Source organism: Cerasicoccus frondis (assembly GCA_031296915.1).
Lineage (GTDB): Bacteria > Verrucomicrobiota > Verrucomicrobiia > Opitutales > Cerasicoccaceae > Cerasicoccus > Cerasicoccus frondis.
Genome location: JAVDPC010000014.1, coordinates 76276 through 92258, shown reverse-complemented (window position 1 = coordinate 92258; position 15983 = coordinate 76276). Strand labels below are relative to the sequence as shown.

7 protein-coding genes are annotated in these 15983 nt (G+C 57.0%); 1 reads left to right on the top strand and 6 read right to left on the bottom strand.

Annotated elements, in window-relative coordinates; translation table 11 throughout:
• Positions 1-352: 352 nt before the first annotated feature.
• On the bottom strand, positions 353-2821 hold the full coding sequence (locus RBB63_RS12410) for a hypothetical protein (RefSeq protein ID WP_309384669.1): 2469 nt from the start codon (positions 2819-2821) through the stop codon (positions 353-355).
• Positions 2822-3128: 307 nt separating this feature from the next.
• On the opposite strand from RBB63_RS12410, the gene RBB63_RS12405 reads away from it, so the two are divergent.
• On the top strand, positions 3129-7358 hold the full coding sequence (locus tag RBB63_RS12405) for a beta strand repeat-containing protein (protein ID WP_309384667.1): 4230 nt from the start codon (positions 3129-3131) through the stop codon (positions 7356-7358).
• Between the two features lie 649 nt (positions 7359-8007).
• On the opposite strand, the gene RBB63_RS12400 is transcribed toward RBB63_RS12405, so the two are convergent.
• The 5 genes from RBB63_RS12400 to mutL form a co-directional block, all read right to left on the bottom strand.
• A complete protein-coding gene (locus tag RBB63_RS12400; protein WP_309384665.1) occupies positions 8008-9105 on the bottom strand; it encodes a type I restriction enzyme HsdR N-terminal domain-containing protein in 1098 nt (365 codons plus the stop codon).
• Positions 9106-9179: 74 nt separating this feature from the next.
• The gene (locus RBB63_RS12395; RefSeq protein WP_309384663.1) at positions 9180-11732 is read right to left on the bottom strand and encodes a DEAD/DEAH box helicase; all 2553 of its coding nucleotides are present in this window, start codon (positions 11730-11732) and stop codon (positions 9180-9182) included.
• On the bottom strand, positions 11729-13342 hold the full coding sequence (locus RBB63_RS12390; protein ID WP_309384661.1) for a site-specific DNA-methyltransferase: 1614 nt from the start codon (positions 13340-13342) through the stop codon (positions 11729-11731). The genes RBB63_RS12395 and RBB63_RS12390 overlap by 4 nt, the downstream gene beginning before the upstream one ends.
• A 55-nt stretch (positions 13343-13397) precedes the next feature.
• Positions 13398-13736, bottom strand: coding sequence for a helix-turn-helix domain-containing protein (locus tag RBB63_RS12385; RefSeq protein ID WP_309384659.1), 339 nt, complete (start codon positions 13734-13736; stop codon positions 13398-13400).
• A 152-nt stretch (positions 13737-13888) separates the two neighbouring features.
• Positions 13889-15886, bottom strand: coding sequence for a DNA mismatch repair endonuclease MutL (gene mutL / locus RBB63_RS12380; protein ID WP_309384657.1), 1998 nt, complete (start codon positions 15884-15886; stop codon positions 13889-13891).
• Positions 15887-15983: the final 97 nt, after the last annotated feature.

Here is a 15983-nt window from a genome sequence, read left to right as displayed (position 1 = left end):
CTCTTAAAGAAGCACTTCATCCGTGTTACGTTTTCTGAAAATCAACCAGTCTTTTCGTAACAATAGACCTACGGTGTGAGCTACGGTAGAACGACGCCCAAGATACAATCGCGAGAAATGGCGGACATTCAGCTTTCAGTCAACTTTGCCCCAACGGGGCTGCGCATCAATAGCCCAGGGTTGGCGTGAGGCCGCAAAGCGGCTGAATGCCTACCCTGGGATGACGCATTGGTTTTATTGCCTATCCCAACGGGATTGCGCAAAACGACATCTTGCGTAGTCCCGTTGGCGCAAGGAGTAAAATGCGCTGCCGCTTGGCCGATGTTCAACATCCGCTTAGCGAGCTATCAACCTACTCAGCCAGTGATACAATCAGGCGGTAGTTCTCACTATTCTTGTCACGACCTTCGAGGGAGATGAAGACGCTCTGCGTTTCACCGTTGCCAACAACCGGGGAGCCAAGGTCTTCCCATACCACTAGATCATCCGAGTACTGAACCTGATAGAGGTAACCTACTTCGGTTGAAAAACGGTATTCCACCGCGGCCAGGATTTCCTGTTCGATCGGCAAGCTCTCGGGGTCCGTCGGGTCCGAGCCAAAGTCAACTTCGTCTTTGTCAGTGAAGAGGTCACCATCGGTGTCTTGCGCCGTAGGGCTGGCGCTCGTGGCCTGCTCGTCAGACTCGATTAGCCCATCCTCGTCAAAGTCGCCACCAGGCGTCACGTCAGCATACGTCACATAGGCGTCGGTGTCGCTGTAGTTAATGACTTGGTTTTCGAATTCATCGGTTAAGCCGTCGCCATCACTGTCCTTGGTCAGCTCGCCTTCGTATTTGCTGGGGGGCGGAGCCAAGCCGAGGAAAATCAGAATGCCATCTCCGCCAGGATTGTTCGTCACGTCGTTCAGGAACGGCGGCTTCCAGTTGTTAAACGTCCACAAGTTGCCCGCCCGGTCGATCTGCACACTGGTCGAACGCATCTGCGGCTTAAAGCTGTCTTCATCGCCATTCGGGAAGAGTGGCGTGTCGTCCGGCAGCGTAACCGGCTCGCCCGCCGACTCCACGCGGAAACCTGCATTCGGGCTCATCGCGTCGCCCATCTCCAGACCGGGGGGGCGGGTGTCCGGGTTGGCGCCCGCAAGCTGGGTCAGACGTCCCGTAAACCTGCCCGGGAAGAGCGCGCCGAAGTTGCCGATCCAGATATTGTCATCGCCATCGACGCACAAGCCCCACGGCCCGTCGAGCCCGCCAATGCCCGTGTAGGCGCCAATCGGCTCACGATGGGTCTCCGTATCCGGGTCGAAAACATAGACCGTGCTGTTGCCCTGCGAGGCGACCCAGCCGTTGCCATACGAGTCTGACGCCACCACCTTCAGCGTGTTGCCGATTTTCTTCAAAAAGACCTGCTCGGGATCGCCGTCATCATCGAGCGTAAACTTCGCCACGCTGCCATCATACTTGCCTGCAATGCCGCCGGAATTCGTCATCCACACATCGCCATCTGGCATGACGCCAATGCCAAAGGGGCCCGCGTTGGTATACTGATAAATCGCCTTCGAGCGGTAGGGATCGCCATTGGGGAAAAAGAACAAACTGTCATTGCCCAGGCTCGCGATCCAGATGTTGTCATCCGCATCCGGCTCGATCGCCTGAACGCGCAGTGGACCTTGGAAAAAAGCGTCTTCCGGCGAAAGGAATTCCCCGGTGGCCGTCAGCGTCACCACGCTGCCATTGCCTTCACGCGCCTGCGTCGGATAGTTGGTGTCAATGCTGGTGTCGCCCCAACCAAAGTTGCCGTACCACACCTGGTCCTTGCTGTCGACCGACACGCCCCAACCCACGCCGCGAATGCCGTTGCCGGAGATCGGCGACGACGGGCGATCATTGGAGCCGTCCGAGGGCATGCCATTGGGCTTGAGCACCATGACCGTATCCGTCGAATTGCCCGTGCCCTGCACGACGTTATTCGCGATCCAGGCGTAACCCTTGGAATCGAAGCCAACGTTCGCCGGCCCGCCGAAAAAGTATTGGGGATCATCACTGCCCGTCCGATTCACCTTAACGGCGATCACCCAGGACTCGAACGTTCCATTCAGCACCGGCTGAAACGCGGAGCCCAGCAGGGACAGCGCATAGATCTCAGCCACGTTGGTCGCAGGGCGTTGCGCCAAGAGCATCAATGCTTCGGCCGTGTCCGAGGGGGCGTCAAACCCTTCCGGCGTCGCCAATTGAAGAAACTCCTGGGCAACGGACGGATCGTCATAACAAGCCTCGATCACATTGGCCAACGAGTGGAGCGTGCGCTTGGAATTCGTCTGGTCCGCATTGGGCCCCGCCAACATGACAGCCGACGTATCGCCCAGCAAGGTGTCCACCAAGTTGTCGCTCATCCCTGCGGCAATGCTCAGCCAAAGCGCCGCGCCGGTCACCTTGCCATCCTCGGAGAGCTGCGCCGTCGCATAAGCGCCGGCCACAGTGGTGAGCTCGTTGATCGTGGCGCTGCCCGGCAACTCTGGCCCCAGCATCGTCATGAACTTCACACGCGGCGCGACACTGGCCGTCAGGTAAAAAGAGCCATTGGTCTGCTCGATGGGCGAATCGATCGAAAAGCCGCCGCTGGCGTCCGTCACGTCGGAGCCGCGAAAGACGGGCGCCGCGCTCGTCGCCTCCCACAGCGTAACGGTGGCGCCGCCAATCGGCGTGTTATCAGTCGACGGCCCGGACTGAACCGTGCCGTTGATGCTGGCCGCCTGGGCAACCGTTCCGGCCAGCAACATAGCCAGCCCCGCCAATTGCGAAGACATGCGAAGGAGGAAATACATGAGAAAAGCCTGTGTGGGTTTTACGAGCAGTTAGGACCAATAAGCCAAAAGGATTATCCGCATTAGGACAAGAGCGTTCGATATGAACTTTATTCCCGGTTTTCTGAGAGAACCTCATGCTCTGGGCTGCGCTTGCCACGTTTTAACCAACGCAGAAAACTACGCACATTGGGACAACCCTGTGACGCCGCGACATGGCCCCATACATCGAGCATCGGAACGGCCCATCAATGTAAAAACTCCTTCAATTGAGGCGCCAGGCGGATGCATTAAGCATCCTTTCATACTATAAATGTAAGATGCCGTGATGTTTCAGCTATTGAACGGCATTTCCCGACAATCCCAATTGCCCTTAATTGGCTTTACGCTTGTGAGCGCTTCGCTTTCGCTCAGCGGAGCCACCGTATACTGGACTGATGGTTCCGGCAACGGCAATTGGTCATCAGGCACTAATTGGAGCTCAAGTTCGATTCCCACGGTGGAGGACGATGTCTATTTCAACGTTGTCCCCACACAGACCGTTGGCATCAGCTACGGCTATGCCGCTTACGCGAAGAATTTTTACTTCGGCGGCAGTAACGGGATCTACTCTCTGGCGCTGGACAAATTTTCTTCCAATGCCTACTTTCGCACGGTCAACGTTGCCCAAATTGGCTACGCAAAAAGCGCAGACGCCACCATCACGGTGCAAAATGATAGCTCCTGGGACGCGGCTCACATCGTGATTGGGCTTGACTCAGCAGAGGGCCAGTTGGACATCACGGGCGGCGGCGTATACACCTCGGAATACATCACGCTGGGGTCAGACGCCGAGTCGTCGGGCATAGTCACGGTTACAACCAGCGAAGCCGAACTCGAAGTCGGAACGAACCTGAGTGTCGGCCTTCGCGGGTACGGGGAGTTGACGGTGAGCGACGAAGCCAACGTCGACGTAGACGAATACTTGCGCTTGGGCTACTATAGCACCGCAGATGGCTATGTAACCGTGGACGGCGGATATATGTATGCTGGAACCTCGGGCTGGAATACTATTGTGGGTCTGTCGGGCTATGGTGAATTGACCGTTGAGAATGGAGGTTACTTCAGCGCGACGAACACCTTGATCGTCGGGCGCAACAGTGGCTCTACCGGCCTGGTTATAGTGCGCAACGGTGACGCATTATTGGAGGCGGACAACCTGACCCTGGGAGGCAACACTTCGGCAGCAGGAGGCACGGGGGTATTACAAGTTTACAGTGATAGCTCAGTTGAGATCGCCAACGACATCCTGGTGTGGCCAAGTGGGACGCTGATGCCGCAGGGTGGAACCATTGAAGCAACGGACATCTACACCCTTGCCACCGGCGGCGGCTCCATACAGGGCTATGGCACGGTTAGGGTCAACGGCAGTTGGGACATCGAAAATGTCACTGATTGGACAATTGATTCCAAGACCAGCAGCGGAGCGTTGGCCATATCCTACTCTGGCGCTTCCATTGCCCACACAGCCTACGACTTAACCCTGGGCGATGCATACGGCGGCGCGCTCTACCTGAATGACGGCACGGTCTTCACTACCGAAAGGGTTTATATGGGCGCAGAAGGCGGCTCGGGTGAGATCGGGCTCTACGGCGACCTCACGGCGAATACGCTCGTGATCGATTCGCTCAATGTGGGCGATGACGCCAACGGCGGAGGCTCAGGCAAGATCGACTTACACAATGGCCAGCACTTTGCGACAGTTGGCGATATGGCGGCAAGCCGCACCGCGAGCAGCAGCAACACGCTGTATGTGATCAGCTCGGATGAGTCGACTGCGATCAATGTCGAGGCAAGCGCCAGTTTCAGCGTAAATGGCGGACTGAACATCGGCGGCGTCTCCGGCTTGTATGGCCGGGTTGCGCTGGGCAATAACGCCTCGCTGACAATGCTCGATACGAATGACGACCTGACCATCGGCGCAAACGGCGGCACGGGCTTGCTCGATCAATCTGACACCAGCACCGTGACTGCGGGGATGGTCTTGCTGGGCGCAGGCTCCGGGGGTGATGGCTCGTGGGAGGCCGCTAACGGCTCGATTCTGGGCGTCAGGATTGGCGACGACGCAAGCGGCTACCTGGCCATGGAGCCCGAGCAGTCGTTGACGCTAACCAACGGCTTTTCTGTAGGCCTGGATGGCGGCTATGGCGAAATGTATCTGGAAGATGCGACATTCGCGGCGGGCGGCGACTCCTACCTGGGCGACTCCGGACGCGCCAATGGCGACATCACCGTTGTCCGAAGCGACCTCTCGACCACGAGCGATTTCTACGCCAACGCCAATGGCTCATCCACCATCCTGATTCAGGATGCAAGCTCACTCAGCGTGGGAGGCCGCATGGAGCTCAGTAATGTAACCGACGCCGGCACGTCGCTCTTTATTCGCAGCGGCAGTGGCGGCGGCAGCTTGGCCACGATCACGGAGGCGCTCTACCTCGGCGCCAACAGTTGGCTCGACCTTGATGGCGAGAGCCGTGTGATCGTGGGAGACGATGCGGACTACACCACCTTACCGGAGAGCTACATGCTCATCTCCGCAGAGACGGATTCCCATGGCGAAGTGGATATCGAAGACGCTCTGGTGATCCTCGATGCCGAGCTCTATGTGGGCCATTCAGATGGCAACATCGGCAACCTGGCGCTCACCGGCGAAGACGCCGAGCTCTATACTTTTAACGACGTCCACATCGGTGAGGATGGCAATGCGCAAGTAAACATTGAGAATAGCGCAATCTGGCATGCCGATGGCGACAACTTTGAGGTCGGCCTGACCGATGGCGTCGCCAAGCTCAACTTACTCACTGGGGGAGCCCTGAACATTGCCGGTGATTTCTATGTCGGTAATGGCCATGGTGATGTCGAGTTCGACATGCAGTCCGGCAGCACTCTCTATGTAGAGGGCGCTTCCTATCTCGGAGAGAACGGCGCCGAGGTCACTTTTACCGTGGATGCGTCGACACTCACGTTGTTGGACGACTGCTTCTTGGGAACCGGCGCCGAAGGCTATATGTATTTCACCAATGGTTCCGTCATCGACGCCTCATCCAATATCACCATTGGTCGGGAAGAGGACAGTCTCGGCTTGATCTCGTTTGACAACACCACCGATTTGGACGGGCTGCCGGGCTTTTGGCTCGCCTCGGATCATGAGAAAGCCGATGGCACACTTTACGTAAAAGGTGGTTCAGACATCACGGTGCGACAGTTGGCCATTGGCGAGCACGGGGAGGGCTATGCTTCGGTGTCTGGCGCCGGCAGTGTGTTGACCATTGAGAATTCCGGAAGCTCACTGCTGAGGGTAGGCTTGGAAACCGACTCCACTGGATACCTGGAAGTTTACGATGGCGGAACGTTGAGCTATTTAGACACGACAAACGGAGTGGCGAAAATTGGTCTCGATGGCTACGCCGAGTTCAACCTCTACGGCAGCGGCTCGAACGCCACATTTGCCAGCAGCCTGCTGATCGGGACAAACGCCGACTCGGCAGGATCTCTGCTCCAACTTTCCTTGGGCGCTTCTTTAACGGGGACCTCGCTCGAGATCCGCAATAACGCCAGCGCGACCGTCACCGGTAGCGGCAGCGAGCTGAAGCTCACAGGGTCGCTCGCCCTCGATGGCGCGGGCGTAAATACGTTTACCCTCGCAAACTCCGCTACGGCCTCCATCAGCGACGTGATCTATGTCGGCAATGATGATGTCTTTGAAATGAAAAATGGAACCACGCTCTTGGCGGGTGGATTCGATGGCGATTTGAGCAACGTGTCGGGAACATTCAGCCCCGGCGTGCCGGTTGCCGATGTGACCGTGACTGGTGACTACACGCAGAACTACAATGGCAAACTGATCTTGGAAATTGGCGGCGAAACTGCAGGCAGCGAATACGACATATTGCGGATCAACGGCGCCGCGACGCTTGATGGCGATATCGAAATTCAATTCATAAACGACTACAAGCCCAGCGGGGGCGAAACTTTTCGCGTGCTCTACTACGACTCGTTGATCGATAACACCTACACGCTAACGTTGCCCAGCCTCGATCCAGGCCTGGAGTGGTCAGTCGATGTTCAAGACGACCGGCTCTTGCTACAAGTGGCGCTTACGGAGGACCTTGCGGGCTTCCGCCAGGAATACGGTCTCGCTGCCGACGGCTCCGACGATTACGCCGACTGGTCCAACAACGGCATTGAGAATTTCCTCTACTTCGCCTTCGGCCTCGGTGACCCGAGCAACGCCGTCGTCGACGCCGCCGACCTCCCCACCTTCGAGATGGATAGCTCTGGCGACATCACCTACCGCTATGTGCGCCTGATCGACATCACGGAAATCGCCTACACGTTGCGGGGCAGCTTCGACCTGATGACGTGGCAAGACATCGGCGCCGTCGGTTCTACCCTCGTCCCCACGACTGACACCGTCGAAACAATTGATGAACTCTACGAATCCCGCACCCTCACCTTCGACGTATCCGAGGACACGGTCTTCCTGGAACTCGAAGTGAATGAGATTACGCCCGAATAAGCGCTATCAACTGCTTTTATTTGAAAAGCCTCCCTAGCCCACTACGCTCTGCATCAGAAAGTAACTTTGCACCACAAAGCGCCGTCCACCAGGACGGCGCTTTTCTTTTATTTCCACAGAAAACAACACACCATCGCCGCCGCCAGTAGCATAGGCGTCCCGCCTGTGCGTTTCAGTGAGTTGGAAATCGGCACACAGGCGAGACGCCCGTGCTACTTCAAACGCCCCCACCAATCCCACCCATGTCGCGCCTTTACGCCGCGGCAGAATCCAACCTAAACCTCCCTCAACCGGCGATTCACTCGCCGCCCCACAGCGCCTCCGCCATCCCGGCGTGGGCGCTTTTTTATGCCGTTCCAAGCCCAGAGGCCCATCATCCCGCCTCGCCTCCAAATCCCCCCCAGCCCCCAAAAACCACTACTGCAAGCCGCCGCCGTACAGCAGTGCGCCGTGCCCCATTGCTATGCTGTATCCTGGCGCCCCGGAGTGCTGCGCCACCTCCGCCTGGCGTCATGCATAATGTCATATACACTATCAACTGCCTCCAACTTATCTGCGTGAAGACCACTCGAGTGCATTGATTTCGTTCTCTAGGTAGAAGCAATGAGATCGCTAAGTCACGATTGAAATGATAAGTGCATTACTAAGATCAATCACGATCGTAATCTTCAAATGCCTTGCACCAAGCGTAGTAACCGCTACCCTTAAAGTCATTCATCCCTAGCTCGTCATTGGGCTCTGGGAATGAGCGATTGAATTCCATCACGAAATAGAAATTCAGCAGATCGCGCAGTGCCTGAAAAATCTTTTCCGTTATCGGCGGGAAGCCCTTCGTCATAGGTTTCTCAAGATTCCGACAGTAGCCCAATAGGGACGCAATCAATTCAAGTTGATAACGATCGCCGCTATCTAGATTACGGCTAGCTCGAAGAAACCGGGCGATGTCAGATTGATAAGTCGCTGCATGGCGAAATGGGTGCTCATTGCCAAGCGGAGGATAGTGAATCCAATTTGCGCCAATCTGACTTCCATATTTGAAAAGCTCACTGTAGGCGTAGACAAACTTATCATGAACATAGCCAATCTCGTGCTGATGATGCACAATGCTTCGTAGCAGGTTATCCAACATCCAATTTAGTTGCTCGTTTCCGTGTTGAGTCAACAGGTTCGTGCCTCCGAAGAACGCTTGCATCACCCAGAAGTAAACCCTCGCCTCTCGCCCCTCTACTTTGTCAAAAAGTCGATGAATGAGCGCTGCCGGCTTTTCACATGTATCAAACAAGAGATCCATCTCTCTGGGCTCCTCATACGCCACCAGCTTGGGGATATCAATGACGCCCACCCAACCATGACCGATCTTTCGACGCACTTTCCAGGCATCACCATCGGTGAAGACAGCAAACTCTGCCTTAATCGTCTGCGCGTCCGCATAACTGATGGCCTGCTCCAAGCTCTTTCGCTTTCCTGATTTGCCAACGCCCTTACCCTTCAAATTACGACGTTTGCACTCAACCACAATGAACGGCACTTCATCACGTGTGATGAGAATATCAATGCGCTTGGTGACCGAACCAACTTTCACCGGATGCTCAAACGTCATCATGTTGACGCGATAACCGTAAACGCGCATCAGCTCATGCGCCGCCCACTGGCGGACTTCCTCCTCGGGCGGAAAGGAGCCATCCTCACGCGGCTTGAGGAATAAATAAGCCTCGGAGGGTATTTCGTAAAATGGCTTGTCGGGCATACAACCTGGATGTGTTAAAAAGCATGGATAGCCAACCCGATAATCACCTAATTCATGATAGTCATCTCAACCGATCAACCCGTAGCTTCTGACAATATTTCATTCAACCGCGCCTGCCACTCGTCTTGATCCACTACTTCAAAACGAATCACCTTGGACTTCATCGCTGGGACCAGTGAATTCCAATCTGCCTTGGTTGCATGCTTATTACAGAGGGAAAAGACATCGCGCTTGTATTCAGTGTCCGCGTTTCGTTTGAGATGCAATCCCTTGGTTTCGACTACAAAAACGCGGTTAAACGGATCATCCTTGGGCGGATTTTCCGGTGACGCGGTCATGATAAAGTCTGAGAAAATCCTGCTACGCTTCCAACCTTGAACATAGTAATTCTGGCGCGCTACATTGCGGAACCAGAAGAATAGCATCTCCTGCGTGTCCAAATAGGTCGCCACGGAATTTTCTAGCGAGTTGAGCCCATCTTCCGGCACATGTTCAAAGAGGCTCATTTGGAATGGGCGACCGTCTTCCCGCGTGGCCCGCTTCTCCTTCTTTGGATACTCAATCTTCTTGGGCAATCGATTAAAGTGTAAATCGTCCGCTACCACCATGAACCGCATCGTGCCCTTGGCAAGAAGCCCCTCAAAGACTTGGCGCGCCAAGCGATCCCGCTCCACTTCGAGTTGCTTGCGAAGTTCCTCCAAAATGAAGACCAGATTCCCAAACACGACCTTGTCGCTGTACTGCTGACGGAAATGGTCAAAGGCCCGCATGACATACTCCGAGCCGCGCCATGGGTTGGGCACGACATCCAGCAAATGGCTTGCGGCAAAAGCAAGGTCGAGGTGACGTTCGCTCTGATACTCCAACTCGCGCCCCGTGAACTCCGGGCTTTCGTCAAAGATACGCTCTTCAAGGTTCGTGCGAATCTCGACGCCTGCGTCTTTAACCTCCGTTAGCTTCAGTTCCAATACCGGCGAAATATCCAAAGTTCCCCAAGGGATGCGCGACAGGATATCGGCTTCGTACTGAACCAGCCGCCACTCCTTACCGTCCTTGATCATGAAGGCTGGCATCACGAGATTTTTAGCGGCGTGCCTGAATTGACTGCGTGGCTCATCGGTGACGATCACATCACTGCTTCCCTGCACATCGTCGCCAGTGATGACGCGGCCCTGCAGATCGCCCAAGCCTTCGGCGCCAAAACCCTTACGAATTTCGTTGAGCACATCGCGGCCTTTCCGCTGAAAGCAGAACACATAGCTCTCGTCCAGCCAGTGATTACCAGTCTTGCGGGCCTGCGGCTGACGCAACACGCGGCCAACCAATTGAGTCAGCGCGGTTTTGGAGCTTGGATTAGTGAGCACCGTCAGCACATAAGCAAAGGAACAGTCCCAGCCTTCCTGCAAGGCCTGCTTGGTAATGATGTAGCGGATCGGACAATCGGGTGACATCAGCCCGCCGACCTCGTCGACCTCCTTCAGTTCATCCTTCTGGCTGCTCTTGATCGCAATTTGTTCGGCGGTAATGCCCGGATAGGTCAACAGGTAGTCACGCACATCATCGGCGTGGACTAAGCCCGGCTTTCGCTGGTCTTTGCCGGTGCGCTCAACCTGAATCAGGCAAATCGGGCGGATGTAATTTCCGCTCTGGGCCTCGTAAGCGCGCGCCTGCTCTTCCAGCTTTTCGCGGTGCTCGATGGAGGCCAGCAGACAGTCGTTCCACTTGGTGCTGGAGCCGCTGTAAACATGGAGGTCCAGCTTGATCATCTCCTCGTCGTTCAGCTCCTTGCCCAAAATGTCGACAAGCACATTCGCGTCTTTCGGCGGCGTAGCGGACAACTCGACAATGATCGATGGGTTAAAGCCCTCCAGCGTCGCCTTGGCGTTTTGGCTGTAGGCCTTGTGCCCTTCGTCGAGGATGATCACCGGGCTGAGCAACCGCAGCGTGTTGCCCAGCGATGTCTTGACCTGTCCACCGCCGAGGGCGAACTCGCCATCAAAGCGGTCGAGGTTCGGGATGCGCGCAATCAGCTTTTGGTGTCCCGCTGAGTCACTGTCGTCTGGGAAAAAGCGATCAAAGCCCCCACTGTCGCGGAACATGCGCAGTTGGTCCTTGGTCTGCCGATTGGCCGATGGCAACATCAGCATCAGCACGCACAGGTTTTCCGCAACATACGCCGGCGAGAAGCCACTGGTCTTTTCCAGAATCAACGTGTGTCCGCCGGAGGCCATATCAAGCGCACGGCGGTAAGGGTGGTCGCGGTCTTTGAGCGCGGCGAAAGTCTGCTGGTAAATCTGGGTGCTGGGCACCACCCACAACACAAACCCCGTCTGGCGCTGGCGGTAGTGCTGATTGATCAGGTCGATGGTCTTGACGGCGAGGTAGGTCTTCCCGCCGCCGGTGGGCACCTTGAGGCAGAAGGTCGGCAGCGGATCGCCCATGCCGTTCTTTCGCGGTAGGTATTGGCGGCCCGGCGCCGTTTTCTCCCATGTCTTCTGCACAAAGTTAAAGCCAAGGTCCGGGTCGATCTCCCGCGCCTTCTCCGCCTTGGCGCGCATCGCGGCCAGCTCCTCCAGAAAATCCCGGACGGTGAGCAGTGTGCGCCGTTGATACTCCTTGGGCTTCATTTGGAGACCTTTTGGTAGATTTGATACGGGAGTTGCTGGAAGGTGATCTTAAACCGGTCCAGGAACCAGTCGTCCAGATACTTCGTCGGCGCAAACACGAGCTTCCGTTTCCCGCTGATGCTCGGGAGTTTTTCAGCGGAAGCCATGTCGAGCGCGAGGTCCTTTAGCTTCTCGCCGTCGTCCGTGTAGAGCAGGAACACGTCATACAGACGGCTCTCGCCGATGAACCACGTTTTGCGGTCAATAGCGCTCGGGTCAAACTCCTCGCCCGTGGCGGTGAAGTAGATGTAGCCGGCCAGCGTCTTGTAGTCCGGCAGTGTCGCGCCGCCGAGCAGGGAATCCAGCTCCAACGCCTTGCCGAGTTTGAAGTAGCTGAAGGTCCCGCCGAGCCCCGCCTTCAGAGCGTCGTCCTTGGCGTTGGGCACGCCCTTAATGACGCGGCGCACGCGCTCGGCGGTGGTGGTGTCCACGTAGTCCTCGCACTCCACGAGCACAAAGCGCCGGTTGCCGCCGTCTTCCTGATTCATCGCGAGGACTGCGTGGGCAGTCGTGCCGCTGCCCGCAAAGCTGTCCAAGATGATCGAGTCTTTGTCAGTTGCGATTTGGAGAATGCGTTTGATTAAGCGAGTAGGTTTCGGGGTCCCAAATGAATCCTCTTGATCGTGAAAAACTTGATTAACTTCCTTTCTAGCTTCGTCGTTATGACCGACTTCATCGAATTTCCATAGCGTCGTTGCTGGGACACCCTGACTGACTTCTGACAGAAAGCGTTTTAAGCGGGGCACATTATCTCCGTTCTCTCCGAACCAAATGCGATTTTCTCTCCGCAATTCATTGAATTTATCTTCTGTGAATCTCCAGCTAGTTCCTCTCGGTGGTCGATGTACCTTCCCGCTTGGACCCACTATGTCGTATATTGCGTAATCTCTAATTTCATTTCGTAGCAGGTCACCAGAAGTCCATGGTCCTCTTGGGTCGTTATCTGGGTTCTTATATCGTGCGTTCTGCTCGTCACTTCGCGGCAGTCGACGAAGAGTGAAATTATTTAAATTATGCGCGTAACAAATGATATGGTCATGAGATTCAGAGAGATACTTCGAATCGCTCTTAGCACCATATTTCTTTTGCCAAATTACATTAGCCACAAAATTCTCCGCCCCGAACACTTCATCCATGAGGCAGCGAAGGTGATGGACTTCGTTGTCATCGATGGAAATGAAAATGGCGCCGTCGTCGGTGAGGAGCTCGCGCAGGAGCTTGAGGCGGGGCATCATCATGCAGCACCACTTGTCGTGGCGGGTTAGGTCTTCGCGATCGACTTCCTTGCCCAACCATTCGCGCATCATGGGCGAATTGACATTGTCATTGTAGGCCCAGCCTTCGTTACCCGTGTTGTAGGGCGGGTCGATGTAGATACACTTCACCTTGCCGTGGTAGGTGGGCAGCAGCGCCTTGAGGGCTTGGAGGTTGTCCCCCTCAACAATCAGGTTGTCGTGCAGGCTGGCTTTCTGGCTGAGGCCCTTGGACTTGACGGGGATCAGCTCATGGTAAGGCACGGCCAGATGGTGGTTCTGGACGAAGGATTTGCCTTTGAAATGGAGATTGGGCATGGCTTTAGCGAAGCGGTGTAGTGTGCGGGCTGAAGGTTGATTTGTGAATGCTGTCTTATTCTTTCTTGCTCACGGCTTTTCCCCGACTCTTCACAGACTTATTCACACGGAAAGCCTTGGAGGGTTCGGCCACCAGTTGGCCCGCCAGTTGCAGGATTTCGGGGTCCGCGCAGTGTTCTTGGAGCTCTGCCGCCAGCCGCAAGGCTTGAAAGTGTTTGGGATCTTGCTCGAAATAGACAGCCAAGCGATCCGCCTGAACTTCCGTAGGCAAGCGATGTCCGCGCTCGATGTGCCCCAGGAGGGACTGGTCCATCTCCGCCGCCGCCGCAACGACACGGAGCGGTACGCCGGCCTCCTCACGCAGGCCACGCAACCATGAGCCAAAGGTGGACATAAGGTTTCCTGAACTATACTGACCTGACATATACATTCTGGACAGCTTTTGTCCTAATCATAGAATTTGGCAAGGTTTAATCCAATCGTGATTGCGAATCACTCAGCAGAAATGAATCGTCTTCCAGTTGCCAGGACTGACTTTCTCAAGCCTTAGCCGAGGCCGAAGCGTTTGCGGAGTTCGTTCGCGGAAAGCTCGATAATCGTTGGGCGGCCGCGGGGGCAGCTGAGTGGCTGCTGGCATTCGAGTAGCTGCTCGGCTAGCTTTTCGACAGCGGCGTCGGGGAGCTGGTCGTCGTAGCGGACGGCGCGGGTAGCCGCCATTTTCGCCAAGGCTTCGTGCGCGAGTTGCGCGCGCTTGGGGTCGATCTCGCCATCGCGCAGGCGGTCCACGATGTCGCGCAGGAAGGTCTCGGCTTGCGCTTCGGGGAGCCAGTCCGGGTGCGCTTCCAGGCGATAAAAGTTGCGGCCAAATTCTTCCAGCGTGAAGCCGTGGGCGTCGATCCACTCCAGGCTTTCATTGATCACCGCAGAGGCGCGCGGCTCGAACTCCAAGGGGATCGGAAACAGCAGCTGCTGGCGCGCCGGACTTTGCTTTGCAAAGTATCCGACGATGCGCTCGAACCAAATGCGCTCGTGTGCGGCGCGCAGGCGAATGAGGGTCAGCGCGGTCTCGGTTTCGAACAGCGCAAAGTCGACTTTGAAGCGGCCCAGGTAACGCCAGTTGAACCGGCGCGGAGCGGGCGCGAGGTGTGACTCCTCCATCGGCTCAAGCATGTCCGGGTGCGCTTGCTTTTCAACAGGCGCGGGCTTCTCGGCGGGACGCGTCTTGGCCTCGGGCGCAGGCTTAACCGACTTCGCAGCGGATGCCGCTGGAGCAGGCTTCGCCTCGGCAAGATACTTCGCGCGAAATTCATCCGAAGCCGGCTTGGGATTCGTGCGCGGGTAGTTGGCCGATTCACTGGACGGCTTGGGGGTCACTGCCGGTGATGGCGTGATCGCGGGCTTCGGCGTAACGGCTGGCGCGGGAGTCTTCGGCGCAGCGCGTTTTTCCAGCTGTGCTTCGGCAACACGGGCCGCCTCGTCGGGCAGTTCCTCGGGTGCGGCTTTCTTTTTTAGATCGAAGGTCGCCAGCTCGCGCAGTCGCTCCTGCACACTGGTCAGCACGAAGCGGCGCACGGCGCCCTCGTCACGAAAACGCACCTCGCGCTTGGCGGGGTGGATGTTTACGTCGATCGCGGCGGGGTCGATTTGCAGGAAGAGAAACGCGAGCGGGAAGCGCCCCTTGGGAATGAACGTGTGGTAGCCCTCGATGAGCGCGTAGTTGATCGTGCGGCTATCGACGGCGCGCCCGTTGACGAGCGCGATCATTTCCTTGCGCGTGGTGCGGCCGACACCCGGCATGCCGATCAGCCCCTTGAGACGGAGACCGCTGTTGCCCTTGGACTCGGGCAGCTCGATCAGCTGGTTCGCGACTTGCCGCCCCCAGATCTCCGCCACGCGGTCCTTCATCGTCGGGCACTCGGGCGATTGAAACACCGTGCGCCCGTCTTCGATCAGCGTGAACGCCGTCTCCGGTCGCGCGACCGCCAGCAGACGCACGAGGTGGACAATGTGCGCGGCCTCGGTGTTGTCCGTCTTGAGAAACTTCCGGCGCGCGGGCACGCTGTTGAACAAATGCGCCACCTCGATGCGGGTGCCCTGCGGCATACCACACTCCTTCTGGTGGATGAACTTGCCGCCGTTGACAAAGATTTCCGTGCCGTGCTCGCTGCCCGCCGAGCGCGTCTTCATCGTGAAGCGGCTCACGCTGGCGATCGACGGAATCGCCTCCCCGCGAAAGCCGAGGCTGGTAATTTTCAGCAGGTCGTCGGCCTCGCGCAGCTTGCTCGTGGCGTGGCGCTCCAGGGAGATCAGCGCCTCGTCGGGCGACATGCCGCTGCCGTTGTCTTCGATGCGAATGTAGCTCTTGCCGCCGTGGCGAAACTCCACCTCCACACGCGTCGCGCCGGCGTCGAGGGAGTTTTCCACGAGCTCCTTCACCACGGCTGCCGGGCGCTCAATGACCTCGCCCGCAGCGATCTGGTTGATCACGCGGTCGGGCAGCACGCGGATCCGCGGCGCAGGTGGACTGTCGATAGAGTCGGCCAAGCAATCCATCATGGGGATGCCCGCCCGCGCCTCAAGCCTCCGTTGCAAGTTTTCCCAGCGTCCCGTTTTGGGCTGAGCTTGCCGAAGCCTGGACCGA